This is a genomic window from Acinetobacter sp. 766875 (assembly GCF_000582055.1).
GTDB lineage: Bacteria > Pseudomonadota > Gammaproteobacteria > Pseudomonadales > Moraxellaceae > Acinetobacter > Acinetobacter nosocomialis.
This window is the reverse complement of record NZ_JEXX01000009.1, coordinates 79634-105451: the sequence shown is the minus strand read 5'-3', so window position 1 is coordinate 105451 and position 25818 is coordinate 79634. Positions and strand designations below refer to the sequence as shown.

Below are 25818 nucleotides of genomic sequence, written 5' to 3'. Positions count from 1 at the left end.
TTTTGAACTTCAACAATTGCTGAACCGCCGTTGCCGAAAAATTCCTCACCCCAAACACCATCAATCTTGGTTTTTACTGCTACTTCAGCAAAAGCCATAATGGTTCCATCTGGCGCGGTTTCAGACCATAAACGTACATGTCTATAAGTCCAGCCATGACCAACAGGACCAAAGGCCTGAGTCATAGCCATTAATCGCCATTGAGGGTTAATATCTGATTTACCTTTTAAATAACCAAACTCAATTTTTTTAAGAAAATTGGTAGGCGTTTGCTTAACTGCATTCCAGATATGTAAGTTGTCTTTTGAGTTTTCAGTTGTCATTTTTCTTATCCTCATCTAGAGCCGGTGAAGCCGCGTTTTTGCTTGTAAGCCTTGCGGTCATAAGTAGGGATATTTGTTTCACGCAGTTTTATAGCGAGCTGCTTTCTGCGTTGAAAATCGATTTCTTGTGTGAGTTCATTCCAAACTTTTGGATATTCAGTTTGGAACCTGAACACATTTAAAGGCGTCTTAAATCCGTCTTTAACTTTGTAAAGAACTGAGCCATTAGCATTAGATGCGTACACTTGCCAGCCAATACGAACAGAGTAGAGGCCCTTATCATCACGGCCTAAAAATGACTTGTAGCCGTCGGGGTGCTTTTTGAAATGAGTCATCTTTAAGCCTCCACCAACTTGTTACGTTCGATGAAGCCTTTTAGAAGGTCATTGATGTTGCGGATGTCTTCAAATTCGGTGAAATCGTTATATGACTTACCGTTAATGTCAGTAATTTCATTTACCGTGAGTTGAGTAATATCAACAGCGGTAAATTCAGAACCCGGAACGCCGTAACTGTCTGGATGAGCTTCAAAATCAAAGCTAACGTTTAAACGGAAGCTATCTAATTTGATTACGGCAACGCCAGAATGTTTACCTGTGATTTTTGCGGTTAAAACACCGTAAGTACTTGGTTGAGTCTTAGGGGTAAATAGAGAAGGGGCTTCTTTTGTTTGGAAAGCTGGTTGCAATTGGCAAGCAACTAAAGAACCACCAGAGATTGCAAGAGCAGCCATGCTGACAAATGCAAATGAGTTGAAAGGAGGAGCTTTTACGTTCATAATTGATCTCGCATATAGCAAAGCACATCGGACCTGGGGAGGGCGGTGTGCTTTTTTGTTATCTGGTGAAAATTATTAAACCTTAGATTTAATTTTGATGCAATAGATATTTAAACCTAAGATTGAATTTATTTTAAATTTTAGATTTAATAGACAAAAGAAAACCCACCGTGGTGGTGGGTTGGTCGCTGATTTAACCTGACAAAGGTATTTTTATGAAATTAGATCAGATACTAAATATGCAAATGTTTATTAGCATGGTAACAATACTTGTGAATATTGCCATTTGGTTCACATTTTAAAGAGAGTTCTTATGTGTGAAATAAAGTTGACGAGAGCTGGTCTGTTAATTAGCTTAATACCTCTAATCACCTCAATTGCTTTACTTGTTAAGAGGGTGCTACTGGTGGATATGTCATGAAAATCAAAAACAAACGTATAGTAAATTTTGTGCTTAGTTTTATCTCAATGTGCTCTGTTATCGTTACTCTCATTTTAGTATTGCAACAACACCAGTGACTGCAGCAATTAAGGCCAGCAGCACCCCAACATAAGCAGTCCAATGCGGTTTGCTGGATTTTTTAATCTGTCTTGATGTCAATTCATAGCTTATAGCTTGTAGAAGTGGTGCTGGGATAATTCCGCTTCGGCCTTCACCGCTTAAAAGCATCATTAACTCGTCATCTGAAAGTTGCTTGATTTCTTCTAGCGTTAATTTAACTTTGGGAGGCCTATATTTTTTAGCGGAATCAGGAATAACTACTTTAGGTATCTTATACATATATTCTCTACCGATATGGTTTAAAGCACTGTGTCGGGTCACGGTTTCAATTAAACAAAAAGCTGAATCCGCTTAAATTCTTTATTAGCCTCAATATGACTTCTATAAAATTTATCTTTATCTTCTGAATCAACAAACTCTTTGAATGTGGTTGCTTCAAGAAGTCTGTAAATAAACCTTTCACCTGTTCTAAGCACTACCGTCAACAAGAAGTGTTGATAAAGAACATGGCTGATATTACGGGAGTTAACTTCAATTTTTTGCATATTGTGGATTCCACTTCATTTCCTAATATTCCTCCAACCCTAAACTAATCTTTTTTATTAAATTTCCTGCTGCCCTGAAAACTCAATTCTTGAAATGAAATCAATAGGCAAGGCCAGCTTTTCACCAACAATAGTTTCGAAGTGAATCCATATACCTGCAGCTTCATTTTCAAAATTCACACTGATTATCTTTACTAAGTTGTAAGGCTCCGCAGCCCCCATCATGATGATATTGAAGCGGTGATCTTCACGAACATAAGAAATAAGCATCTGATGAATTGCCATTTGTTCAGTGCTTGTTAGATGCCTGTATTCGTAAAGTTCTGGTGGCATATATTTTTTATTCATTACGAATCTTACCTCATCAACTTCTTCTTATTTACCTTTTCAAGTGCTGTACTTTTCTAGAAAATCATCAACCCAGCCTTGCGCTTGCTCCAAATTACTTATATCTGATAGTTTTAAATTAGTACCTTCAGCTTCATTAAATCCTTCGATTATAGCCTCAAAGATATTTGCTTCATTAATGACCTCACATGCCATTTCAGTAGCGTCATAACTTTGCTTGGCTTTTTTAAGTGAGGCTATTTGTTTTTCAATACCTTCGCCAATTTTACCTAATGCTAATTTGAACTCTTGGCGATTAATCGTTAGCGCAGTTTTGGATTTATTAAGTGTTGCGATCATAATACCCTCTTTTCTTTAAAAATTAATTACTTAGCTCGCCTAAATTTCACCATCATAAGAATGAGAAACATATTTACCAATGATGCCAATATGCTCCAAGTCTTGCGGCTCAACGATCTCTCTTTCATAGCTAGGATTATCACTATCAATAATCAAGGCTCCGTCATATCTACGAGATAATCTTTTGATTTTTAGTTCATCACCATACCTGATTGCATACACCTTTCTGTTCTGAACTTGCTCTAGTCTATTAACAGACTTGTCGATAATTACAACGCTGCCGCTTGGTATCCTTGGTTCCATACTGTCACCATCAACATCCACTTCTACAAGATTTTTAGGTGAAACTTTTTTCTTATGAAACCACTCCATGCGTTGTGCGCATCCCGTCATCCTGGTTGTTGGCTCAAATTCAACCAGTCGGCCATTACCTGCGGAAAACTTGACGTCTACATGCGGAATAATCATAAAAGAATTAGGATCGAGGTCATCCGGTGCTTCCCATGCCATAACTGGCCTATATGCATCAGCATTCTCAGGATTGTCAGCCAACTCGATCATTGATCCAGAACCATCTAGCAACCATCCGGCACTTACTCCAGTTAAAGCCGCTAGCTCTTTCAGGGTTTCCTTACCAATTTTCCCCTTTTTCCAGTTAGATGCAGCTTGAGCTGATAGTCCCAATTTGAGAGATGCTGCTGACCATTTTAGATTTGCATAATCAAGTGCTGCTTGGATGCGTTCAGCTATAGATTCCATAATCATTAATAAAATAAACCTTTGGTTTAAAATTCTATTGGAAATTTAAAAAAATAGAAGCAATCATGGATTGTATTAAAATTAAACCTATGATTTAATTTTGGTGAAATCAATTAAAAGGGAGATTTAACTTTGAATCCCATTAAATATGCTTTTGATGCTGTTGGTGGTCGATCTAAAGCAGCAGCGTTACTAAACCGTACATACATGGCCATGAGCAAGATGGAAAAACGAGGGGTATTACCAAGAACTGAATATACGGGCGAAACCAAATATGCCCAGATACTTGCAATTAATAGCGGTGGAAAGTTTACGGCTGAATGGCTACTTGAGAATGCTAAGCCAGAGTCGTCTATAGCATAACTGACCTCATGAACAAATATCAGTTTAGGAACAACCATGACCAAACAAAAGCCAAGTGCAAAAAAGACGGTGTGCATGCCGACACATTTATCTGAGCCTGTAGCTGAGCATGTGGCAAGGGAAGCATATGAACGAGGCTGGTCTAACAGCCAGTATTTAAGATGGTTAGCCATTCTGGATATGAAGCGTTGTGAAGATGACAAGAATCTTATGTCACAGGTATCTGGAATACCCAGAGAACGTTTTGATTTATATGAACAAAGAAAACAATCCGTTCGGAGAGAACGCAATAAAAAAGCCTGATGGTCAAGATCAGGCTTCTTAATTCACAAATTTAGGAACCCATGAATATGCAAACTAATTTATCAAATCAAACGTCCAAACACAACTTACAAGAGTTTTTAGTGGGTGATGTAGTGGTACTTACTGAAGAGTGCCGTAGTTTTAAATCAAATGATTTGTTTGAAGTTAAAAACAAAACTTTGACTAGGTTGTGGACTATCAAATCGGAGAATCATTTGATTCTGGTTTCATCAAAAGAAATCCGTACAGCAACAGTAGCAGAGCTCAACGCTAAACGCCGCCTAACAAAAGCTGAGCAAGCATTAGCGGAGGTGTCATGAACAGCTTTACACACCAAATCAAAGATTCTCGCCAGCAAAGTGAAATCCAATCTTTTTATGAGCCTGCATTGCGAGTACTTGGCCACCTATTTGAGGTGAAAAAGCAAAATTTACGCAACAAGGGGTATGACGAAAATAATGCTGCGGTTACGAAGGTTGAGTTTTCAGAAGCCATGGCTCGTCAATTTCGCATAACGCAGTGGTTGGCACAGCAGATTGTAACCAGCTTAACCAAGGCGTGTTTGGTTGATTCTTTTGGAGGCTATGTTAAGCCAAAGGGTGGTGAAAAGTGAGATATGCAGCAAGAAGAAAACAGGATATTTCCGTTTCCACCACACCGCTAGAGGTGGTAATTCCACTGGAACAACCAGTAAAGATCTATTCGGCTAAAGAATTAGCAGCTATGCCACTTTCAGTTATGAATGCCGCAATTGAGGCTCAGGAAAGATTTTATCAACTTGAAGAATTAACCCATATGGGGGGGCAGGCTATAGCAGTTCGCCGTCTCATGGAGGATGGGCACAAACTAATTCAGGTGAAAGAAAAGTCTCGTATTCGCTACAAAATCAACAACGAATTTATTCCTCCAAGAATTATTCGTCAGTTGGAAATGCGCGGTCTTGTAAAATTAGGAGCAGTCACTGATGTATAAATATCTCCACCATATCAGCGACTTTATGGTTGCTACAGCGCACCTTAGCCCAGTTGAAGAGTGCTTTTATCGCCGTGCTCTCGATTTTTATTATTTGAATGAAAAACCATTACCCAAAGAAACCCAGTCGGTTTTTCGTCGGTTACGTGCAAATACCCAAGAAGAAAGGGATGCAGTATTAATTGTGCTGCAAGAGTTTTTTGTGGAAGAGGAAGACGGGTTTCACAACAAACGTTGTGATTCAGAAATCGCCGCTTATCAAAAAGTAGGGGATAAAAATCGTGAAAATGGTAAGAAAGGTGGGCGTCCACGTAAGGAAAAACCAAAAGAAAACCAAAGTGAAGGCGACTCGGTTAATTCTGAAAACCCACAAAAACCCAGTGGGTTAATTTTGGGTTCTGAAAGTGAAAGCCAAAAAAACCTTAACCATAAACCGTTAACCGATAACCAATATATAGATAGTAGTAGTAATGCGCGTGAAGAAAATTCGCAATTTACACCAATCCAATTTGCTCAGTATCAGATCGATGATCACAAGCGTTACTCAATGCGTGAATTCATTTCTGAATACAGCGAGTTTCAATACGATTTCATCTCACTTGCTCAACAAAGATTTGTTTCTGTACCTGAAATCGACTTGAGAACCATGATTCAAAATTTCGGTGACTGGTACTTTGCAAACGAATCAAGCTCGTTGAATACACCAAGCATCTGGTTGGTTAAGTGGTTCTCTTGGGTTCAAAACAACGAGAAACAAGTTGCTGCTAACCGCAAGAAGCAAGAGCAAATCACTTCAGTTGGGCAAAAAACACAAGAGCCGGGTTACTTCGCAAATCTTTTTGAAGAACAAAACCAGTCTCAAATCGTGGATGTAACCCCTTCAAAAAAGTTTCTAGTGAGTGAGGAGGTAGGTCATGCATGAGATTACCTTGAACGAAGTGCGTCAATTAATCGCTTCTCTTCGCACTGTTTACGCTGCTCAGTTCAATAAGCAATTTCCAGCAACAGGCGAAAGCGCAATTCCTCTGTCAGTGGTTGAGCAAATCGCACTTAAAACACTGGTTGGCGTTCAACAAAACCAATTTAACAACGCACTTGGTCGTTTACTTACAGCAGGTGGACGCTTTATGCCGTCATTTGCCGAGTTTCGCACCTGGTGTATCGGTGAAAGTTGGATGTCTCCAGAAGAAGCTTGGTCTCGCGCATGTAAGTTTACAACTGACCGTTCCGTGGTTATTACCCAAATCACTAAGTACGCCTTAGACGAGGTTAGGTATTTGATCGAAGCCGGCCAAATGCGAGCAGCTCAAGATAATTTCTTCGGGACCTACAACGTGATGGTTGCTAAAGCTCAGTTAAAAGGCCGTCAGCAAGAGTTTTACACTCCACCGCTACAACTAGAACACAAAGAACCTAAACACGTTCCTGTGAGCAATGACGAGGCTCAAAAGCATCTCAAATCATTGATGGAAAGATTAAAAATCAATGGTCGTAAACCTGCACCAGTTCAAAAACTTGAGGCAAAAGAAAAAGAGCCTGAGCTTATAAAAGAGTTGGGCCCTGATCCTTTCGATAATCCACACGAATACGCAGAGATGTGCCGTCGGGAGGGTATGCCAATCCCTAGAAATATTCTTCAGCTAATTGATGGGGCGAATGTATGAATAAATTCGAGATTTTAGCGTGGGGTTTACTCATTTCATTTTTTACAGCAGCTATTAGCGGTGCGGTGGTTTTGTGGTGGTTGGCGCGTAAAGAACATATTAAGAAAGGAATTCACCAATGAAACTAACTAAACAGCAACGTGCTGAGCTAAAACAAAAGTTTGGTGGACATTGCGCTTACTGTGGTGATTTGCTTGGCGATAAGTGGCATGCAGACCATATCGAAGCAGTGAAGCGAGATTTAATCCATGTTGGTGGCGGCAAGTTAATTACGGGTGAAATGACTAGACCGCAAAACGACACCATAGAAAACATGAACCCTGCGTGTGTCCCTTGCAATACAAACAAGTCGTCTATGACTTTGGAAGGATGGCGAAAGATGCTCACACATTATCGAGATGTTCAGTTATTGCGTGATAGCACCCATGCCCGCCATTTACTTCGCTTTGGTTTGATTGAAATTAAATCTGAGCCGGTAAAGTTTTTCTTTGAATCGTATGAGGTGAAGCATGGATAAGCCAATGACATTTAACGAATGGATGGGAAAGCAAGGCAATTTAGCTTTGATTCATGCTAATTGCTGCCGAATTGCCTATGAAGCTGGTCAGCAGTCAAAGCAAGCGAAAGTGGAGGAGTTAAAAAAAACAATAAGTGAAATGGCTCAAAGGTACAGAGTTGAGGCACACGAATTAAGTCGTATTAGAGATTTTGAAAAGTCTCAGATGTATAGCCATTTTGCTAATCAGTTGGAACATTTGCTTAAAGGTGGTGCTTGATGTCATCAGTCAGCATTGCTGAATACCGTAAGTTATTTCCTATTAAGAAAAATAAAAAGCGGCGTTCAGCAAAGCAAGTTGCCAGACAACCAAGTGTGGGTGAAATGGTTCTGGCAACGCATTTAAGAGCATGCAAGATTGGTTTTGAACAGGAATATAAGTTCCATCCTGAACGCAAATGGAGAGCAGATTTTTTAATAACGGGTACAAAGATTTTGATTGAGGTAGAAGGCGGGATCTGGAGCGGAGGCCGTCACACAAGAGGCAAGGGCTATTTAGGGGATATGGAGAAATACAACTCCGCAGCAATGATGGGTTTTACAGTTTTACGGTTCAGCACAGAGCAAGTGAAAGCAGGCGTGGCAATACAGCAAATTGAAATATTAATGAAGGGTTAATAGGAAGGCGATTATGTTAGTTGAAAAGTTTGATTTTATTGAGTTACTTCGCCTTGCTATTGCTCAAGGCAAAGCTGAAGGTAAGAAAATTTCTAAAGATGTGGTATTGGGGGAACTGGCACTCTTATCACCAGCTGCAAGACTTTGGGCAACGGTTCTAGTTGAAAAGGTTGATTTTGAACGAATTGCAATTATTACCCCAGCTCAAAAACAAACAGAAACTTTTTATAGTAAGTATGATTTTAACTTTGAAACCGAGCGCCGTATTGAAGATATACCCGGCAAGGTTGAGTTCGTGCGCGGTGAGATTAAATCCGGCAATTTTTTCCGAGCGCGTAATAAATTAGCGGTAAAGATTCATGAAGAAATGGTAAAGAAAAAATTTACCCCTACCAATGCCCAAGGTGATCTTACTAATCTGGCAAAAGGTATGGCTGAGATTATTTTACGCGGACATGTTTTCGTTAAAGCTATGTGTGGAGCATGCCAAGGATTAGGAAAACTCGAAACATTTAATTCAAAGGGTTTTCCTGAGGGTGCAAAGTTTTGCGAAAAATGTAATGGAACAGGTAAGCGCCCATATACATTAAATGAAAAAATGAAAATTGCAGGTATTGTTGCCACTAAGACTGCTTACATAAAAAGCTATCAGAAGTTCGAGTTATTTGGAGAATCTATTGTGGCAGAATGGGAAAATGAAATTAGATCGCGCATTTCTCGATCATTTCGTTTTGAACTTCCTGATACTCAAGAAACTTGTGCTTGACAGTTGGGTATACACTTGAGTATAAAGATTTCTAAAATGGGCGAATTATACATACTACGCCCGAAAGTATTTATCAAATTAAAGCCCACTTTCTAAGTGGGCTTTTCCGAGTCCTGTTGGGGTTGCTGTCGACCTCCTTGTAAACGGGAAGGTTCTGAAGCTGTGTCATTACTGAAACAGGAACCGCAAGAAGACAGCAACGACTGGGCGCCACATAGATCAACAGCTTCATGGGTCGTGGCATTGTTTTAAGGGAGGATTCTATATGGATCTACTCGAACAAACAGGCTCAGCGGGCTATTTAATTGGCTTTGCAGTATTGTTTAATGCACTAGTTGTATCATTCGTACCTGCATTAGCTTTTACGCTTACTTTGCTTGTATTAGTAGTGTGTTTGGTCATTGTGAAATTTGACTAATAGCCGACAAAAAATTCGTTAAGAGGTTTTTTTAAGGTCCAGAAATGGACTTTTTTTTATTGTTGGATTTTGCCGAGCGTATTACGGCACAAAAGGGCCCCGCTAAATATCGATTATTGGCGGGGCTTTTTATTTTATGTGTTAAGCTGAACTGAATAATTTTTGGAAAAGTACAATGTTCATTTGTGTTGGTGGTGAGTTAGACGGCCAGAAGATTGAAAAAGAAGGTCGTTTATTAAAAGCTTCTGATATCGACCCAACATTCACAACTGAGTACTACAAGCAGGTTTTTAACCGCGACAACATTAATTATCGTTTTTGGCTTCCAATAGGATCAAACTTGCATGAAATGTTTGAGCAAGTTTTGGATATTTTGAGAGCATCAAAAAATTAAGTTTAAAGTATGTTGTAAATACATCTTCTAATTTGTATGATATGTCACAAATACTGCGCTGAAAGTTTTTGTTTTTATGCCCCGTTTCTTTTTTTAGAAGCGGGTTTTTTGATTTTAAAACCCCACTCGCTTAGGACGCTTTGCGAGTTTACTTGCCGGACGTATTACGGCGCAAATGGCCCCGCTACATACTAGTTATTGGCGGGGCTTTTTGTTTTATTAATCTGATGATTTAGTTCTCGATAGTGAATAATTTACTATTGAGAATCAAATACTTACACTTTACTTTGATTAAAATTTATGCTTTACTCATTGAATCATTCATTGAGAGGTGAAGCATATGTTGTTTAATGGTTCAGAAGAGCTTGTTGTGATTTCCAATGATGGCACTCGAAGCGCTTTGAAGTCTTGTAGAATTGATAATGAAGAAACAATCTTCACAAGTGACTCTACAGATGGCGTAAGTATTGGAGATCGATTAATCAAGAAATTACAAAATGGTTCAAATCGAGAATATTTAGTTAAATCTGTTAAGGATGGTGTAAATATGTTTGGACATAGAGAGATTAGAGTTCAGCAGATTTAAAACCTACAGTATTAATAACCCTACCTTAAGGTAGGGTTTTTCTTTTTGGAGTAAGTATGACTGAATTTCAAAAAATTACGCATGAGATTAGACAGCTCCAAATAGAGCTAAACCATTTGGGAAGTTGCAATACAAAAGGTTTAAATACAGAACAGATCGCTCACCTAGATGAGCGATTTTTTTTGGCCATAGCAAAGCAAAATAAATTAATTGCCCAGCTCAACAATAAGCCAGAAGGTTTTCTATGAAAAGACCAGAGCCACCAGAACGCTTACTTAAGTTAGATCCTAATTATGACAGCGTAGACTTTGAGCCTTCAAAAGAACTGGAGAATTGGATTTGGGACACATTCATTGATTCAAACTCACCATTGCATAATCCTGATCACGACCATTTAACTTATTTTGGTAGTCGTTTTTTTAAAGTGTTATGGGCATCAGCTGCATTTATAAAGGCTGGTCAAGTCGTATTGGGGCAGACAGAGCGAGTAATGTTTCGTGCTGGAGGCTGGCAGAAGATGCGACAAGAAAGACAAATGATTAATTGGTTTGGCTACATCCCTGAGTACGTTATCACTATTGATGCACGTTATGCATCTGAATGCAGTGATATTGATTTTTGTGCACTTATTGAACATGAGCTTTATCACATTGGTGTAAAGCGTACAGATGAGGGCGACATGATCTTTAGTCCTATTACAGGAATGCCAAAGCATTATTTACGTGGCCATGACGTTGAAGAGTTTCATGGTGTAGTTGGTAGATACGGTGCAAATGACGCCGTACAACATATGGTGGATTTAGCTAATGCAGGTCCTACTATTTCAAAAGCAAAAATTGCACATGCATGTGGGACTTGTCTACTAAAACTGGCTTAATTTTTTTGCCTGTTTACGTTGACGTACGTTGACAGGAAGAGGTTTATGGCAGCACTTAAAAAAGAGATAAAACTCTATATAGTACGGTCACTTGCAATGTTTAATACTCCTCAAGAGACAGTAGATCTCGTCAACGAAGAATTTAAGGTCAAGATATCACGCCAACAGTGTGAAAGGTATGACCCTACAAAACGAGCTGGTAAAGATCTGAGTCAGGAATTGAAGGAAGAATTTGAACATACTCGTAAAGAGTTTTTAGAAAAGCCTTTAAATATTCCAATTGCTAATCTAACTGTTAGGTTACAACGGCTAGAAAAACAATATGCAGTACATGCAAAGAATCCGTTATTTTCCCTAAAAATTCTTGAGCAGGCCGCAAAAGATATGGGTGGGCAGTTCACAAATAAAACAGAGCTAACTGGCGCTGGCGGTGGACCACTTCAAAGCGAGCATGTCACTCAAATTGTTGCAACGCCTGAACAGATAAAGCAGGTGTTAGATGAACTCCAAGGTAAATACTAAGCTGCTTGAAATGCAGCTGGAGCGTGAACTCTGTGAGAAAGAACACTTATTCTTTACACGGCGTTTTTTCTTGCCTCGCATGGGCTTTAAGTTTTCGGTCAATTGGCATCATGAATATATTGCCGACAAGATTGACGAGGTAATAGCTGGCAAGGTTAAAAACCTAGTTATTAACGTTCCACCCGGAAGCGGTAAAACTGAATTACTTACAAACCTTATTGCTCGTGGTATAGCACGTAATCCTCGTTCGCGGTTTCTGTATTTGTCTTTCTCGCAATCACTTGTAGAGGATGTATCAGCTACAGCTAGAAATATTGTTAAGTCGGAAGACTTTCAGAACTTATGGCCTGTAAAGATTTCTACCAGTACGGATGCTAAGTCGAGCTGGAAAACCACCGTTGATGGCTATGATGCTGGTCATGTTTATTCTGCTTCAATGGGCGGGCAGGTCACCGGTCGCCGTGCTGGTACATTAGCCAATGAGGGCTTTACCGGTGCGATTATTCTTGATGACCCATTAAAGCCTGAGGATGCATTTAGCCAGACCGCTAGACGTAAAGCTAACCGTAAGATCCTAAATACGGTCAACTCGCGTAAAGCTAAATCTGATACGCCAATTATTCTGATCATGCAGCGTTTGCACGTTGAAGATCCGACTAACTTTGTGATGACAGGTAATGTACCTGGTGAGTGGGAACAAATCAGTATTCCCGCACTTATTGATGATGAGTACATCAGTAAGCTACCAGAGCACATACAGCGCAAAATTCCACGTGATGTTGAACGTGATGAGAAAGGCCGTCAAAGCTATTGGCCATTAAAAGAATCTTTACTTTCATTGCTGCAGCTGGAGAAAGGCGGGGAAGATAAAGACGGCGCCACAGTGTCACGCTACACATTTGCAAGCCAATACATGCAAAACCCTAAAAAGCTGGGTGGTGATCTGGTTAAGGCTGAATGGTTCCCACGTTATCTAGAGCTACCTGTTCTTAAATGGCGTGCAATATGGGCCGACACGGCTCAGAAGACTAAAGAGCATAATGACTTTTCAGTGTTCTTATGTGCAGGACTTGGCTATGACAATAACCTTTATATCATTGACGTGAAGCGTGGCAAATGGGAAGCACCCGAGCTATTGAAAGAAGCAAAAGCTTTTATCAATAAACATAAGGACAGTAACACAAAGATCGGCAAGCTTCGTTATATGGCTGTAGAGGATAAGGCGAGTGGTACCGGTTTAATTCAGTCCATATCTAAGCAGACCACTTTACCAATACGTGCGATTCAGCGAAGTACTGACAAGCTATCAAGGACTATGGATGTCATTCTTTATGTTGAAGATCAGCGCGTTTGGTTACCTGCAAACGCACCATGGTTATTGAACTACGTTGAAGAGATTGAAGGCCTTACTGCTGATTGGTCACATGACCATGACGACCAGTGGGACCCGACCATTGATGCAATTAATGATTCATTAGCCAAAAAGCCAACTGTATTTGATTAGAGGAAATTATGGCTGAAACTAAAACGCCCGATGCAATTGGCGATGCAGGGGCGTATACAAACCTTGTCTCAAATATTGGTACCGAACGTGACAAAGCTTCACACGGTTCTTTCGTAAAGAAAGTAATTCCTGATGAGCAATTAGAAGCCGTGTATCAACACTGGTTAGCTAAGCGCATCGTCAACCGCCCAGCAAGTGACATGCTCCGAGCTGGATGGTTTTTTGAAGGGATTCAGGATAACGATTTACTAAAGCTTAAAGAGGCGTGTAAAGCTTTTAACTTAGATGGAGTGCTCTTATCTAGTTTGGTACTTTCTCGCTTATATGGCGTTTGCTATGTGCTTCTAGGTACAGTAGACGGCGGCAACTTAGATCAACCGTTTGATTTAAACAAGTTAGGCGTTGGTCGTTTGGAGTTTTTCACGGTGCTTAAGAAAAAGCACATTGAAGCTGATACCAGTAAATATTTATCACCAAAGGAGGCAGGTGGAGTTTTAAAGCAGCCTGAATTTTACAAGCTAAAGCTTGATGGTAAATCTAACCAACGGATCCACCACACTCGCTTAATCAAATTTTGCCATGCAGATGTAGTTAATGAAGAACCTGTAAGTGTTTTGCAGGAAGTTTATGAAGATCTGCTTGATCATGCCGCCGTTAAGAAAGCCTCAGCAAGTCTTGTGCATGAATCAAAAATTGACGTGATTAGAACTCCCAACTTAGTCGATAAGATTAAAGAGGACATGAAATCCGTAGCTGAACGTTTTCTTAGTGTCGGATTGCTTAAAGGCTTAAACGGCATGATCGTTTTAGATAAAGAGGAAGAGTATGACTCTAAATCTTATAGCTTTGGTGGTCTGCCTGATCTAATGCGTGAGTATTCGATTCAAACTTCTGGTGCAGCTGATATGCCATATACGATTTTATTTGGGCAATCACCTGCAGGCATGAACGCAACTGGCGAGCATGACACACGCAACTATTATGACAGTATTGCAACTAAGCAAACATGGTCCTTAAAGCCATTCATGATGAAGCTTTTAAGGGTAATTGTTCAAACTACATTTGGACGTCAGATTCCAAGCTTAGATGTTGTGTTTAACCCGTTATGGCAATTAGACGCTAAGGTGCGTTCTGAGGTTGAGAAAGCTAACGCAGAACGGGATTCCAAGTATTTAGAAATGGGCATCATTACAGAGCCACAAATAGCACGGCAGCTACTCATTGATGGTGTTTATTCAGTGATTGATGAAGAACATATCAAAGAGCTTGAAATAATGGTGAAGCGTAATGACAACGATAATTCAGATCCTGAAACCCCACCTCCAGCAGGCGAAGAAACGTAAAAAAGGTCGTAAAGCTTCTAAGCCGAGGGCCGTGCACGTAAATCGCCGTGTAGAGCTATATTACACACGACAACTACTGGCTATTTCAAAATACTGTCAGGAACAAACAAAAGAATTGGTTATTCCTACAGTCGGCCAGAATATCGGTGATGCTTGGTTCTCGGACATGATGACGGCGTTTAGAGAAAAGCTCACAAAGTATGTTGTTGAGATTTCTAGGCCTCTAGCCACAAAGGTTGTGACTGACACCCAAAAGGAAGTGGACAAGCAAATTGCAGAGCACACCAAAACAATTATTGGTGTGGATTTAACGCCTTTCTATCGAGCTGCTGATATTCAAGACGAGGTAGATCTAAACATCACGGCAAATGTCAGTTTGATTAAGTCTATTCCGCAGCAATACGCCGATAAGCTTGAGGTATTAATTACCAATGCTTTGCAGACTGGACAAACAAATGAAGAGTTGGCCAAAGCTATTAAGCAATTAGGTTTATCTACTGATTACCGTGCGCGTCTTATTGCTAGTGATCAGATGGGCAAGATTAACGGCCAAATTAACCAAGCCAGACAGCTTTCGATGGGTGTTGAGACATACACATGGCAAACGGCGAAAGATGAGCGTGTAAGACCAGATCACCAACATAAGCAGGGCAAGACATTCAGATGGGATTCACCGCCAGATGGGGGACATCCCGGTCAGCCTATCCGTTGTCGTTGCACGGCATTACCTAATTATGAGGATATCTTAATTGACTGACTTTAAACCTTGTGGGAAATGCCCAGCATGTACTCATTACAATGGAATAAATGGAAATGGCTATCAACCTTGCCACAACCCTAGGCCAAAACCTACGCCTCCGCCACCAACTGTTTCTGCCCCTCCAATAAAATGGGATGAAGTAAGCAACGTAACCCATGAGCATATGAACCAGATCCGAGAGCTAACTTTGAAAAAGGTTTTCTTGTCAGTTCTTTTAATTTCAATCCCCATTCTGCTTTGGAAATTAGATTCGATCATTATGGCTTTAAAAGCCTAATACCATTAATAAGGACTTATGGCCATGAAGCGTAAAAAGTTTAGTAAGAAACGGTTTTATCGCCGTTTAAAAGCACAGGGATTAGTTAAAGGTGGGCTAGTAATTGGCGTTGATTTTACCCCGCCGTGGTTAATGCCCTGCTGTGATGGGCTCCCTAACTTGGCTAAGGCGGCGGGTAAGGCGGCTGAAAAGCTTCAAGAGGTGATGGAAAGTATCAAAAAGATAGATTTTCAACCCCCAAAAATCACAACTGTTAGAACTAATCTTTATGGTGATGGGCTCATTTTAGGACGCGTAGAACACTTTGAGATTTGCGGCTCAGATTTAGCCTTAGATATTCGCATGTAAACACTGCAATCAATCAAGCCACCTTCGGGTAGTTTTTTTACGAGTAAAACTTATGTCAGAAAAGAAACGCCGTGACGTCAAAGTTGATTTTGTAAAGGGGACTAATTTACTTCAGTTGGTAGATGTTGAGACCGGTATTCCATTTAGTCGCCAGCAAAAAACTATCGTTGAGTCTTATCAAGATAAGGGGCAGCGGTACACGAAAATTACAGTCGAGTTTTTAATACCTCAGAAGGTACCAAATGACTAAGCACATTTACCAACTCAAAATTGGTGACTTTGCGCCAAGTGAATCGACACGCTCATTTACCAAAGAGGGGTATCTGAAATGCGTCAATGTTCGTTTAGCTAAAGCGCCTCAAGTACGACAGTACTATGCGTATGAGTTTCCATCACTGGAAGGTTATACCGCTGATCAAGTCATTAATGTCTACACACCTGCAGAAGAGCTTTTCAAGCCTGAGGCTATTCAAAGCTTCAATGGTGTAGACGCTACAGATTATCACCCGCCTAAAAATGAAATTAACGCATCTAACTGGAAGGATTATCACATTGGCTATTGTGATAACGTTCGACAGGAAGGCGATTATCTGATGGGTGATTTGCTCATTAAAGACAAGATCAGCATTGATTTGATCCAAAGCAACGAACGGCTAGAAATGTCGCTTGGCTATGGAGCCTTATTAATCGTTGAGCAGGGTACTGCGCCAGATGGCACGCCGTATCAAGCCAAATTTATCAATTTTATTGGCAATCACGTAGCGCTCGTTAAATATGGCCGTTGTGGTGGTGATTGCCGCATCGGTGACAAACAGCAAACTCCACCAAAGGGGAATAAAACAATGGAAGTAATTGTAAACGGTATCCGTTTTAACATCGGCGATAACACGCCTTTGGCCGATGCATTAAAGCAGCAACAAGAGCAGCTGGAAAACATGAAGGCTGCAAAACTTAAAGTTGGTGATAAGCAATTTTCTATCGGTGATGAACTAGGTGCCATTCAAGCGGTTGTAGATCAGTTACATGCCGAAAAAACAGCTCTGGAGCAAAAAGTAGGTGATCTGGAAAAGAACCAAATGACGCCTGAAAAGCTTGAGCAAGCTGCGGCTGAACGTGCTGCTGTGATTGCGGATGCTAAAGCATTGGTACCAACAGTTAAAACAGAAGGCTGCACATGCGAGCAAATCAAGCGTGATGTAATTGCTGCTAAAGCGGGTGATGCATTAGTAACAGCTTTGATGGGTAACGTGTCGGTAGGCGATGCAAAGCCTGAGCAGATCGATACAACTTTCCGTGCCCTCTGTGCTGTGAAGGGTACTCAACCTTCTAACCCTGTAGGTGATGCGCTTCACCAGCAGCAAAGTGTTAAAGCTGGTGATGGCAACCCAGCAGGCGGTGGGGATGAAAAGACCTACAGTAAAGAAAACGCATACAAAACAATCTAAGGGGATGTAAATCATGGTTAAGCAATACGATGCTGCACCCGGTATGAAGTTTCACCTCATTGGGCCAGAGGATATTTTATCCCTGCCTGTGGCTGGTACCGGTTTGGTGAACGATGGTGACGTGGTTGTACGTAGTACGGATGGAAAAACAGTTTCAGCGGTAACTGGTGCAACTAATACCAAGTTTGGAATTATCGTACGTCACGGCGTAGGCAAGTCAGGCAAAACGGCAGATGGCAAAGAAGCCTACAAAGAAACAGATGTTGCGCCAGTTATGACGATAGGCTCGATTTACGTGAAGGTCACCGCACCAGTCACCGATATCAACGCAAAGGTTTATGTCAAAACAGCTAACGGCACCACAGCAGCGCCGTTAGGTTCTTTATCCCCAACAGCAACAGACGGTACAGAGTTGCCAAACGCATCTTGGGAAACAATTTCAAATGAACAGGGTTTAGCAGCTGTTCGATTACGTGGGGCATAATAATTATGAGTAAATTGGCAGCAATGAAGCTACGTTTAACACCAGTAGCTCAAATGGTTCAAGCAAATATTGGTGATGCATTTAACCTTGATGCTTTAGCCCAATTATTCGTTAAATTGGAAGAATTTAACGAAATGGATCCTCAGCTTCAGCAAGTGATGGATTACGCTAAATACATTCCTGTTAAACCTGTCAGTGCTGTATATGGTGGAGGAGAAATCCTAAGCCGTAAGAAGGGTGTGGGTTTGGGTAAAGATCATTCAGGAACTGGTAATGATATTCCTTTGGCCGAAGTTGAATATGATACTGTTCAATTGCCAGTGAAGGTCGGCACAATTGGTTATATGTATTCAGTGCTGGAGTTAGAAGCAGCTCAAAAATTAAATTTAGCACTTGAAGCAGATAAAGTAGAGGCAGCTCGTCTTGCTGCAGAAAAACACTTAAGCAACATTGCATGGTATGGCAATGCACTTACAGGGGTTAAGGGTTTCTTAAATCAGACTGGTGTAACCATTGTTACAGCTCAACATAACTGGGCTACTGCAACCATTGAAGAAGTTTTAAGTGACTTTAACGCAAGCTTGGCAGATGCTGAAGATCTTGTTGATGGGGATGTGTCCGTACAGCCAGATACTTATTTGATGGCATCAAATCAATACTTACACCTTTCTACTCGTGTAGTTGCTGATTCTGGCGGTAAGACTTTCTTAAAATTCATTGAAGAAAATAACATCTTCGCATCACAAGGTAAGCCGTTAACCATTCGTGGTTTAGGTCGTTCAAACGGCAAAGGTACAGCAGGTGCTGACCGTTCTATCATTTACCGCCGTGATCCGTCATGCATCCAAATGAAATGTGATGACGTCACTTTCTTGGCAGCTCAACCAGTTGGTGTAGATATTAAAGTGCCTGGTCACTACAAATATCAGGGCGTATGGTTGAAGCGTGTTGATTCTCTCCGTTACTTGGATCACGTGTAAGGATTAAAACAGTATGAAATATTCTTATATCTATAGCGGCTTACAGGCCGCTTTTGTTTTTTCTGGTATTGCTGTTTTGCCTACAGGCACCCCAACTCTTGTGGATGAAGAAGCACACAAGAAGCTCAGTAAAAATAAGTTTGCTAAACATCTTATTAATATCGGTGAACTTGAAGTTCAGGAAATCCCAGATGATGAGCCAAAAGCAACAGGTAAAACTGGTGGCCGTGGTGGTAAAGGTGGTAAACAAAACGATGCAGCAGGTGAGCAGCAAAAGCCAACTGATGAAGATGCTTTGGCCGCCGTGAAGGCTGAATTAACAGCGCTTGAAGTAACGTTTAGTGATGATGAAACACTTGAGCAGTTACAAGCTAAGTTAGCTCAGGCTAAAGAATAAGGTGAGTCTATGGACGTACAAACGTTTCGTGAAAAGTTCTCGACTGATTCGAGTTTAATGTCTTTGCCAGATGCAAAAATTCAGGATGCTTTAGAAGAAGCGGATCTGATTGTTTCTCAAATTGAGTTCGGGGCATTAAAGGAACGTGCTGTAGGTCTATATGCAGCACATATTCTTAAAGTTGGTACTGTAAGTGGCAATGGTGCTGCTTTTGGTACCGCCTCAAGCATGACAATTGCGGGCCAAAGTGTGAGTTATTCACGATCATCGAAAGAAGCTTTCTATGATCTCAGCATGTATGGCCAGCGTTACCTTGCGTTAAAAAATTCAATTCCAATTGATGATGAAGGCACAAACCCTAACCGTTTAGGTGTTGGTGCTTTTGTCGTATAGGAGAATCCCATGCCTTTTAAATATCAGGCACCAGAAGGTTACAAGCCAAGCAAAATTGTTATTGCTGGGCAAAACCTAGATATCAATAACGGCGTTTTAGAATCTGAGGATGACATTATCCATATTTTAAAACCCTTAGGTTTTGAGCGTTACGTTGAAGTTGTTGAGCCAAAGAAATCGACAGCCTCTGCTAAAGAGTAATTAAGCTATGAGCGATTATCGTGTTGATGCTCAGGTCAATTTTGATGAGATGAATAATCGCGTTAGGTTTGAAATAAGACGCACGATTAACGCTCTTACTTTGCGCTTACAGCGGATTGTTCAGGAAGACATGTTAAGTGGCCAACGACTTAAAGTTCAGTCAGGCCGCTTGCGTGGATCCGTTTCATCAAAGGTGGATGAGGATAAGGATTCCATTGAGGGAACCGTGGGAGCTGGCGGTGCTTTGGTGCCTTATGCACCTGCACATGAGTTTGGTCTAAATGGTGCTTTGGGTGTTAAAGCACACCTAAGGACAATTAAACAGGCGTTTGGCCGACCTATTTCACCTGTTCAGGTCAATATTAAGGCCCATTCTAGGAATGTTCGGTTTAGAGAATTGCGGTTCATGCGTGATTCACTGGATATCGTGGCCAAGATTGTGCCGAAAAATATTGATGCAGCAATTGAGCGAGGTATAGCAGGTGGATAGCGAAGCAATCTATCAGGCGTTGTTTGAAAGGTTAAGCACAAGGGTAGAAGGATTGATTACGGTAAGTCGCCGTTTACGTCACTTTAACCATGTAACACCAGAACAGCGCCCAGCCATGTTTATTACACAAGGCAATCAGCAAGAAGTCCCGGTACATGGTTTAGATTCAAAAGTTGAACTAGCTGCTGAAGTTTATCTCTATATTCATGAATCGGACACTACAAAGCCGCCATCATCACAGATGAATATTTTCATCGATCGTGTACGTGAAGCTATTAAGCCAGACCATCCTGATTTTAGTGAGTATCAAACCTTAGGTGGTTTGGTAGAGCACTGCTGGATCGAGGGCACCGTAGAAGTATATGAAGCAGTAGAAAACATGCTGGATGATCAGGCGATTGCCATTATCCCTATCCGGATCCTCACAACCAATTAACAAAATATTCATTTTATGACCGCCTCGATGGCGGTTTTGTCATTTTAGAGAGGTCAAAATAAATGGCTCAATATTTATTTGGTGCCGGCAAGATCTTTGCTACACCGATTCAAGATGTATACGGGCAACCGATTAGTAATCCCACACCAGTTGAAGTGGGGGTGATGCAATCCGTTGGTGTGGATATTAGCTATGACTTAAAAGAGCTTTTCGGTCGTGGTCAATTTGCTGTAGATGCTGCGCGTGGTAAAGGTACCATTAAATGTAAAGCTTCTTTCGGACGTATTAACGGTACCTTATTAAATTCCATTTTCTTCGGTGGAGTTGTTGCTGAAGGTGGAATTGAAACAGTTTCCCAAACCATTAATGGTGAAGTGATTCCGGCTGGTGGTACTGTTACACCGGTTGTTCCTAACAGCGGTACATATGTAAAGGATCTAGGCGTAACAGATGCTAAAGCAATCCCACTTAAACGTGTAGCATCGGCGCCAGCAACCGGACAATACAGTGTAGATGCGGCAACCGGTGCTTATACATTTGCTGCTGCCGATGCTGGTAAAACGGTATTTATTAACTTCCGTTATTCAGCAATGGTAGCGGGTGCTAAGTCAATCACTGTATCAAACCTAGACATGGGCTATACGCCAGAGTTTGCCGTTGACTTGCAACGTGACTACAAAGGCAAGTTCATGCACATGAATTTCTTCCGTTGTACCAGTAACAAACTTGGATTCAGTTCAAAACAGGACGATTACGATATTCCTGAGTTTGAATTCCAGCCTATGGCTGACGATCTTAACCGTGTTTTCAAAATTGATTTATCGGAGTAATGCCAGATGCAATTTAAGCAAGTTGATAACCCGCGTGGTAATAGTAAAGAAATAGCTGGTCAGACTTGGATTTTTGCTCCGGCACCATTGGGTACACTTGAGCGTTTCCAAGAGCAATTAAGCTCAAATGATGTGCCTGTGTCTGTAATCGTGGATATGGCTCATATTTGTTTAAAACGGAATTACCCGGATATTACCCGTGAATATGTTTCGGATGAGCTCTTAGATATGGGTAACATGGAAGAAGTATTAGCCCTAGTAACTAAAACGTCCGGCTTGGAATATACAGGTAAACCCGTAGGTGAAAGCTCGGGGGAATAAACTGGGAGGAGCTGTACACGCATTTAGTCCTGACAATGGGTAAAGATTACGACTATGTACGTAATGAAATGGATCTACCTAGATTAAGAGCATTAAGTGCGTATCAGCAAAGTAATCCTCCCGCGCATATAGGGATACAACGGCTTTGTCGTATTTTGGAAGCATTTATGGGTATTGATGAAACTCCGCCAGCTATTACCGTTTCAGATGATGACGAGGACGATATGCTGGAAGTTTTGTCGAATTTTCCACAGGGTGGTTGAGGCTGCCCTGATTGATTTATATACTTGAGTTGGTTAAAGTTTGTGTGAACTTTATAACAACTTGGATATAACCATGAAAACAGTATTAGGGGTGAGTCTTTTAGCTTTGACTTTGGCTGCTTGCGGTGGAGGTGGCGGAGGTGATTCTTCATCTTCCAATAATGAGGGTAACAACCCACCAGTATCAAAAGCTGAAGTCAAAGGTATTTACACTGGAAAGACCAATCAAGAACAGAACGTAGTCGGATTAGTGGATAAAAATAATAAATTCTGGTTCTTATATTCAGCACCTTATTCTTCTGGTATTGCTGGATTCATGACTGGAAACTTCACTGTTTCTGGCAATACGATAAAAGCCAATAGCGGGAAAGACTTTTATTTTGGTGGTGCTACCGTTTACAATACATCAATTAGTGGAACAGTTGATTCCAAGAAGAGCCTGAAAGGCACAATCACATACTCGCCTTCAAATCAGGTTACATTCGATACCGTATATGAAACGGATTTAAACAACACAGCATCCAATCTAGCGACAATTGCAGGCACCTATTATGGAGAATCGGTGATTGTGCAAGGTATTGAAGATGCGAATTTAACTATCTCAAATACGGGTGTGATTTCAGGTAAGGGACAAAGTGGCTGCACGTTCTCAGGGAAAATAGCAGCTGAAGAAAATGCACCTTACTACAACGTTGATTTAGTTTTCGGTTATTCACCTTGCTATCTGGCAGGACAGTCAGTTAATGGTGTGGCTTATTATGATTCAGCTGACAAAACTTTATATGCAGTGACTGAAACAAGTAACCGAGATAATGCAGTCTTATTCTTGGGTACGAAAAATTTAAGATAAAAATTCTGATTATCCATAGTTTTTAATGAACCGCCTTAATGGCGGTTTTTTTATGCCTATAAGAGAGGAATTATGAGCAACAATCGAGTGGAAGTGCACGTTGGTGCGAAGACTTCCGAACTTAAAAAAGGTATGGATGATGCTGAAAAGATTGTTTCTGATTCCGCTAAGCAAATTGAGAATACCACTAAAGGGGTGAGATTTAAGTTTGATCTCTCGAGTGTCAAGCGACAGTTTGATGACGTTTCTAAATCCATTTCAGAAGGTTTTAAGAACCAAATTAGTGATGCACTTGGTGGATCAAAAATAGGGTCAGCATTTGATGGTATTACTTCCAAGTTAGGAGCTCTGCGTGGTGGTGCATTGGTTGCTGCAGGCGCAGTTGCTGGTTTAGCAGTGGGTGGGACCATAGCAGCTACTGCAGGCTTAGCAACATTGGCAATTGAAGTGGCTAATAACAATGTTGAACTTGCGAAATTCTCAGCCTTAGCAAATACCTCGATACAGTCATTTCAGGGTTTGTCAGGTGCAGCTCAAACTTTGGGTTTTTCTCAAGAAAAACTCTCAGACATGATGAAAGACTTCAACGAAAAGATCGGTGAGTTTGCATCAGTAGGTTCTGGTGGTGCTAAAGATTTTTTTGAGCAAATCGCCGTTAAAACGGAGTCTGGTGCTGAGGGGGCAAAAAAGCTCGCCGAAGAAATGTCCAAGATGGATGGAGTAGAAGCCTTACAAACCTATGTAGATAAGCTGGAAGAAGCTGGAGTCAACCAGCAACAAATGTCGTTCTACCTTGAAAGTATGGGCTCTGATCTCACTGGTTTAATTCCAATATTGCAAGATGGTGGTAAGCTTTGGAAAGAATATCAGTCTGCTATGGAAGAAGCAGGGATTATTACTGGTGAAGAGGCAATTCAAAAATCTATTGAATTAAAGGCTCAAACTGAAGTACTTCAAATGCAGTACACCGGCTTAAAAAATCAATTGGCTCAAGCAGTGATGCCAGCTTTAAGCGGTGTTATTAGTCATTTTATGAATGGCACCACAAAAGGTGGAGCATTTACCGGAGTTATTCAGACATTAGGCTCGGTTGCCAAGGGCGTGGCAGTCGTTATTGTTGGGCTTGGAGCTGGATTACAAAATCTTGTGCGATTAATGTCTGGTGTTATGAGTAACCTAAGGACTATTGGAAGTACTGCCGTAAACTTTGTAAATGCGGATGGGATCTTGGCTAAAGGTAAGGCTCTGGCTGGTGGCGTTAAGGCAATCTGGACTGAAACCAAAGATACTGTGGTTGATATTGCTGGTACCACCAAAGCCGCAATTAATTCAGCTTCTAATATCTTTAGTGGAACACCTTCTTTTGATCGTTTAACTCAGGCAAAGATTGACATACAGAATGCACAATTAGGTGCTAGAGGTGGCAGTAAAGGGGTTACTTCTGGTATCGGACAAAATAAGGCACTCAATCCTGATGGTGGTAAATCAGAGAAGGCAAAGCAGGGTAAGTCCGATGCTGTACGACAAGCTGAACAAGCAGCTAAAGCACTTGCCGATATTCGGTATAAATATGCATCCGAAGAAAAGAAAGTTGCTTTAGATCTGCAAAAGGCATTGGAAGAGATTGAAAAATCCAAGATGACTGCTGATGAAAAAGCCGCTGCAAAAGTCAAAGCCGAAAAGGATGCTTCAGACAAGATCATTGCTATTCGTTTAAAAGAGTTTGAGGAATATAAAAAAGCTCGTGAAGAACAGATCGACAATTATCAACAGCAAGCACAACGCCTATATGAAATTGAAGCGGCACGAATTCAGGCTGAGTTTGATGCCAAGAAAATTTCAAATGTCCGTAAAGTTCAGTTGGAAAAACAGCTAGAAGATCAGTTACGCGAAATTAAGCGGCAAGGTCTTTTAGAGCGTTTAGCTTTGGAAAATGAGCAGACCAACATTACAGGCAAACAAGGTAACCAAAACCAAATCACCAACAACATTTCTGATTTAGAGACAGACCAGAAAGTTGCTGACACTAAGTCTATGGGCTTAATCAGTGATGCGGAAATGAAAGACTTTGAGGCTAAGTTTGGTGGCTTTACTTCTCGTCTTGCCAACCTTTGGGATCAAGGCATTCAGTCCCTTATGAATGGCACCTTGACTTGGAGTAATGCCACTAAAGCAGTGCTTGCTGATATGGGAGCATTTGCCTTGCAAACAGCTACTAAAGAGTTGCAAGGATGGCTAAGAATTCAAGCTATTAAATTGGCTCGTAAACTTGGCTTTGTCGGTGCTGAAACAGCAGCAGAAGCTTCTGGCCAAGCTGCTCAAACAGGGGCAACCATTGCAGGTGAAGCAACACGTACCAGCGTTACAGCAGCAGGTGGTTTAGCACGTTTAGGTTTAAAAGCAGCTGAAGCTATCAAAGGCATCATGATGTCTGCATGGGAGGCAATGGCCGGAGCTTTTAAAGCCATGGTTGCAATTCCATATGTCGGTCCAATTCTTGCCGTTGGTGCCGGTGCAGCTGCGTTTGGTTTAGTGGCTGGTCTTGCGGGCAAGATTAAATCTGCTCGAGGCGGTTACGACATTCCATCAGGTGTGAATCCGGTTACCCAGCTACATGAAGATGAAATGGTTTTACCTTCCCAACATGCGAATACCATTCGTGAAATGGGTAAAGCTTTGCGTAATGGAGCAAGCTTTGGAGCTGCTGCAGTTGCTGAAGGTGGAGGTGCGGGAGCAACCATTAATATTAGTGCAATTGATGCCAAGAGTATTCAACGGCTCTTGAAGAGCAATGGTCGTGCAGTTGCTAGTGGTTTGCAAAGTTATGCCCGTGGATTTGGTAAAAACGGTAAATAAGGAGGAT

General features: G+C 41.1%; 43 protein-coding genes and 1 pseudogene. 36 read left to right on the top strand and 8 right to left on the bottom strand.

The features are described from left to right. The 8 genes and pseudogenes from J576_RS10480 to J576_RS10445 all read right to left on the bottom strand — a co-directional run. Window positions 1-323 (bottom strand): annotated as a pseudogene (locus J576_RS10480) (hypothetical protein); the annotation flags it as partial. A gap of 11 nt (window positions 324-334) precedes the next feature. Continuing rightward, window positions 335-658, bottom strand: a complete 324-nt coding sequence (locus J576_RS10475; protein ID WP_033855590.1) for a hypothetical protein — start codon at window positions 656-658, stop codon at window positions 335-337. 2 nt (window positions 659-660) lie between these two features. Continuing rightward, window positions 661-1101: a hypothetical protein gene (locus tag J576_RS10470; RefSeq protein WP_001101023.1), complete on the bottom strand. Its 441-nt coding sequence runs from the start codon at window positions 1099-1101 to the stop codon at window positions 661-663. A 490-nt stretch (window positions 1102-1591) separates the two neighbouring features. Then, entirely contained in the window at window positions 1592-1882 is a 291-nt protein-coding gene (locus tag J576_RS10465) for a hypothetical protein (protein ID WP_000276791.1), read from the bottom strand. Window positions 1883-1932: 50 nt separating this feature from the next. Further along, a complete protein-coding gene (locus J576_RS10460) occupies window positions 1933-2148 on the bottom strand; it encodes a KTSC domain-containing protein (protein WP_001169164.1) in 216 nt (71 codons plus the stop codon). Window positions 2149-2205: 57 nt separating this feature from the next. Beyond that, on the bottom strand, window positions 2206-2496 hold the full coding sequence (locus J576_RS10455; protein ID WP_001037047.1) for a hypothetical protein: 291 nt from the start codon (window positions 2494-2496) through the stop codon (window positions 2206-2208). Between the two features lie 39 nt (window positions 2497-2535). Further along, window positions 2536-2835 carry a hypothetical protein gene (locus J576_RS10450; RefSeq protein WP_000562174.1) on the bottom strand — a complete coding sequence of 100 codons (300 nt, stop codon included), beginning with the start codon at window positions 2833-2835 and terminating at the stop codon, window positions 2536-2538. 39 nt (window positions 2836-2874) lie between these two features. Then, window positions 2875-3600: an XRE family transcriptional regulator gene (locus J576_RS10445; RefSeq protein ID WP_000605245.1), complete on the bottom strand. Its 726-nt coding sequence runs from the start codon at window positions 3598-3600 to the stop codon at window positions 2875-2877. Between the two features lie 126 nt (window positions 3601-3726). Between J576_RS10445 and J576_RS10440 the strand changes: the two genes are divergently transcribed. The 36 genes from J576_RS10440 to J576_RS10265 all read left to right on the top strand — a co-directional run bounded on the left by J576_RS10440 (window position 3727) and on the right by J576_RS10265 (window position 25811). Beyond that, window positions 3727-3957: a hypothetical protein gene (locus J576_RS10440; RefSeq protein ID WP_001068174.1), complete on the top strand. Its 231-nt coding sequence runs from the start codon at window positions 3727-3729 to the stop codon at window positions 3955-3957. Between the two features lie 36 nt (window positions 3958-3993). Then, on the top strand, window positions 3994-4260 hold the full coding sequence (locus J576_RS10435; RefSeq protein WP_000166124.1) for a hypothetical protein: 267 nt from the start codon (window positions 3994-3996) through the stop codon (window positions 4258-4260). A gap of 47 nt (window positions 4261-4307) precedes the next feature. Beyond that, complete coding sequence (locus J576_RS10430; RefSeq protein WP_016803319.1) at window positions 4308-4580, top strand: hypothetical protein; 273 nt, start codon at window positions 4308-4310, stop codon at window positions 4578-4580. After that, window positions 4577-4873 (top strand): hypothetical protein, encoded by a 297-nt coding sequence (locus tag J576_RS10425; protein WP_002059544.1) that lies wholly within the window; start codon window positions 4577-4579, stop codon window positions 4871-4873. Before J576_RS10430 ends, J576_RS10425 begins: the two co-directional genes overlap by 4 nt. Beyond that, complete coding sequence (locus J576_RS10420) at window positions 4870-5232, top strand: hypothetical protein (RefSeq protein ID WP_001267985.1); 363 nt, start codon at window positions 4870-4872, stop codon at window positions 5230-5232. The genes J576_RS10425 and J576_RS10420 overlap by 4 nt, the downstream gene beginning before the upstream one ends. Beyond that, window positions 5225-6154, top strand: coding sequence for a YdaU family protein (locus tag J576_RS10415; RefSeq protein WP_000280082.1), 930 nt, complete (start codon window positions 5225-5227; stop codon window positions 6152-6154). The genes J576_RS10420 and J576_RS10415 overlap by 8 nt, the downstream gene beginning before the upstream one ends. After that, window positions 6147-6896, top strand: coding sequence for a hypothetical protein (locus J576_RS10410; protein ID WP_005139670.1), 750 nt, complete (start codon window positions 6147-6149; stop codon window positions 6894-6896). Before J576_RS10415 ends, J576_RS10410 begins: the two co-directional genes overlap by 8 nt. Continuing rightward, the gene (locus tag J576_RS20065) at window positions 6893-7018 is read left to right on the top strand and encodes a putative phage replication protein (RefSeq protein ID WP_001031745.1); all 126 of its coding nucleotides are present in this window, start codon (window positions 6893-6895) and stop codon (window positions 7016-7018) included. The genes J576_RS10410 and J576_RS20065 overlap by 4 nt, the downstream gene beginning before the upstream one ends. Further along, complete coding sequence (locus tag J576_RS10400; protein ID WP_033855589.1) at window positions 7015-7413, top strand: HNH endonuclease; 399 nt, start codon at window positions 7015-7017, stop codon at window positions 7411-7413. The genes J576_RS20065 and J576_RS10400 overlap by 4 nt, the downstream gene beginning before the upstream one ends. Beyond that, entirely contained in the window at window positions 7406-7672 is a 267-nt protein-coding gene (locus tag J576_RS10395; protein WP_033855588.1) for a hypothetical protein, read from the top strand. Before J576_RS10400 ends, J576_RS10395 begins: the two co-directional genes overlap by 8 nt. Then, the gene (locus J576_RS10390; protein WP_033855587.1) at window positions 7672-8070 is read left to right on the top strand and encodes a DUF559 domain-containing protein; all 399 of its coding nucleotides are present in this window, start codon (window positions 7672-7674) and stop codon (window positions 8068-8070) included. The genes J576_RS10395 and J576_RS10390 overlap by 1 nt, the downstream gene beginning before the upstream one ends. A 13-nt stretch (window positions 8071-8083) precedes the next feature. Continuing rightward, the gene (locus J576_RS10385) at window positions 8084-8836 is read left to right on the top strand and encodes a hypothetical protein (RefSeq protein WP_033855586.1); all 753 of its coding nucleotides are present in this window, start codon (window positions 8084-8086) and stop codon (window positions 8834-8836) included. Between the two features lie 265 nt (window positions 8837-9101). Beyond that, on the top strand, window positions 9102-9254 hold the full coding sequence (locus J576_RS20060; RefSeq protein ID WP_002120865.1) for a hypothetical protein: 153 nt from the start codon (window positions 9102-9104) through the stop codon (window positions 9252-9254). A gap of 175 nt (window positions 9255-9429) precedes the next feature. Continuing rightward, on the top strand, window positions 9430-9648 hold the full coding sequence (locus J576_RS10380) for a hypothetical protein (protein WP_033855585.1): 219 nt from the start codon (window positions 9430-9432) through the stop codon (window positions 9646-9648). 340 nt (window positions 9649-9988) lie between these two features. Next, a complete protein-coding gene (locus J576_RS10375) occupies window positions 9989-10234 on the top strand; it encodes a hypothetical protein (protein WP_000898317.1) in 246 nt (81 codons plus the stop codon). A 56-nt stretch (window positions 10235-10290) separates the two neighbouring features. Then, on the top strand, window positions 10291-10482 hold the full coding sequence (locus J576_RS10370; RefSeq protein ID WP_033855584.1) for a hypothetical protein: 192 nt from the start codon (window positions 10291-10293) through the stop codon (window positions 10480-10482). Continuing rightward, window positions 10479-11111, top strand: coding sequence for a putative metallopeptidase (locus J576_RS10365; RefSeq protein WP_033855583.1), 633 nt, complete (start codon window positions 10479-10481; stop codon window positions 11109-11111). Before J576_RS10370 ends, J576_RS10365 begins: the two co-directional genes overlap by 4 nt. A gap of 45 nt (window positions 11112-11156) precedes the next feature. Then, window positions 11157-11633, top strand: a complete 477-nt coding sequence (locus J576_RS10360) for a DUF2280 domain-containing protein (protein WP_033855582.1) — start codon at window positions 11157-11159, stop codon at window positions 11631-11633. Continuing rightward, window positions 11611-13137, top strand: coding sequence for a phage terminase large subunit (gene terL, locus J576_RS10355; RefSeq protein ID WP_033855581.1), 1527 nt, complete (start codon window positions 11611-11613; stop codon window positions 13135-13137). Before J576_RS10360 ends, terL begins: the two co-directional genes overlap by 23 nt. 8 nt (window positions 13138-13145) lie before the next feature. After that, complete coding sequence (locus J576_RS10350; RefSeq protein WP_033855580.1) at window positions 13146-14480, top strand: DUF1073 domain-containing protein; 1335 nt, start codon at window positions 13146-13148, stop codon at window positions 14478-14480. After that, entirely contained in the window at window positions 14425-15237 is an 813-nt protein-coding gene (locus J576_RS10345; RefSeq protein ID WP_000207477.1) for a phage head morphogenesis protein, read from the top strand. The genes J576_RS10350 and J576_RS10345 overlap by 56 nt, the downstream gene beginning before the upstream one ends. A gap of 304 nt (window positions 15238-15541) precedes the next feature. Continuing rightward, entirely contained in the window at window positions 15542-15865 is a 324-nt protein-coding gene (locus J576_RS10335) for a hypothetical protein (RefSeq protein WP_033855579.1), read from the top strand. 52 nt (window positions 15866-15917) lie between these two features. Continuing rightward, on the top strand, window positions 15918-16115 hold the full coding sequence (locus tag J576_RS10330; protein WP_033855578.1) for a hypothetical protein: 198 nt from the start codon (window positions 15918-15920) through the stop codon (window positions 16113-16115). Beyond that, window positions 16108-17310: a DUF2213 domain-containing protein gene (locus J576_RS10325; protein WP_033855577.1), complete on the top strand. Its 1203-nt coding sequence runs from the start codon at window positions 16108-16110 to the stop codon at window positions 17308-17310. Before J576_RS10330 ends, J576_RS10325 begins: the two co-directional genes overlap by 8 nt. A gap of 13 nt (window positions 17311-17323) precedes the next feature. Continuing rightward, window positions 17324-17794, top strand: a complete 471-nt coding sequence (locus tag J576_RS10320; protein WP_033855576.1) for a structural cement protein Gp24 — start codon at window positions 17324-17326, stop codon at window positions 17792-17794. A 5-nt stretch (window positions 17795-17799) separates the two neighbouring features. Further along, a complete protein-coding gene (locus J576_RS10315) occupies window positions 17800-18774 on the top strand; it encodes a DUF2184 domain-containing protein (protein WP_000039809.1) in 975 nt (324 codons plus the stop codon). A gap of 13 nt (window positions 18775-18787) precedes the next feature. Beyond that, window positions 18788-19171 carry a hypothetical protein gene (locus J576_RS10310; protein WP_032014815.1) on the top strand — a complete coding sequence of 128 codons (384 nt, stop codon included), beginning with the start codon at window positions 18788-18790 and terminating at the stop codon, window positions 19169-19171. 9 nt (window positions 19172-19180) lie between these two features. After that, window positions 19181-19564, top strand: coding sequence for a DUF4054 domain-containing protein (locus tag J576_RS10305; RefSeq protein ID WP_000383138.1), 384 nt, complete (start codon window positions 19181-19183; stop codon window positions 19562-19564). A 9-nt stretch (window positions 19565-19573) separates the two neighbouring features. Beyond that, the gene (locus J576_RS10300) at window positions 19574-19765 is read left to right on the top strand and encodes a hypothetical protein (protein WP_004834521.1); all 192 of its coding nucleotides are present in this window, start codon (window positions 19574-19576) and stop codon (window positions 19763-19765) included. 7 nt (window positions 19766-19772) lie between these two features. Next, complete coding sequence (locus J576_RS10295; RefSeq protein WP_001287055.1) at window positions 19773-20255, top strand: hypothetical protein; 483 nt, start codon at window positions 19773-19775, stop codon at window positions 20253-20255. After that, window positions 20248-20691 (top strand): hypothetical protein, encoded by a 444-nt coding sequence (locus tag J576_RS10290; protein ID WP_032014818.1) that lies wholly within the window; start codon window positions 20248-20250, stop codon window positions 20689-20691. Before J576_RS10295 ends, J576_RS10290 begins: the two co-directional genes overlap by 8 nt. 62 nt (window positions 20692-20753) lie before the next feature. After that, window positions 20754-21521 carry a hypothetical protein gene (locus J576_RS10285; protein ID WP_000090027.1) on the top strand — a complete coding sequence of 256 codons (768 nt, stop codon included), beginning with the start codon at window positions 20754-20756 and terminating at the stop codon, window positions 21519-21521. A gap of 6 nt (window positions 21522-21527) precedes the next feature. Next, a complete protein-coding gene (locus J576_RS10280) occupies window positions 21528-21842 on the top strand; it encodes a hypothetical protein (protein WP_001159815.1) in 315 nt (104 codons plus the stop codon). Between the two features lie 35 nt (window positions 21843-21877). Continuing rightward, complete coding sequence (locus tag J576_RS10275; protein WP_024435043.1) at window positions 21878-22105, top strand: hypothetical protein; 228 nt, start codon at window positions 21878-21880, stop codon at window positions 22103-22105. Between the two features lie 73 nt (window positions 22106-22178). Beyond that, window positions 22179-22955 carry a hypothetical protein gene (locus J576_RS10270; protein WP_004738652.1) on the top strand — a complete coding sequence of 259 codons (777 nt, stop codon included), beginning with the start codon at window positions 22179-22181 and terminating at the stop codon, window positions 22953-22955. A gap of 72 nt (window positions 22956-23027) precedes the next feature. Next, window positions 23028-25811: a phage tail protein gene (locus J576_RS10265; RefSeq protein WP_252316516.1), complete on the top strand. Its 2784-nt coding sequence runs from the start codon at window positions 23028-23030 to the stop codon at window positions 25809-25811. The last annotated feature ends 7 nt before the right edge of the window (window positions 25812-25818 follow it).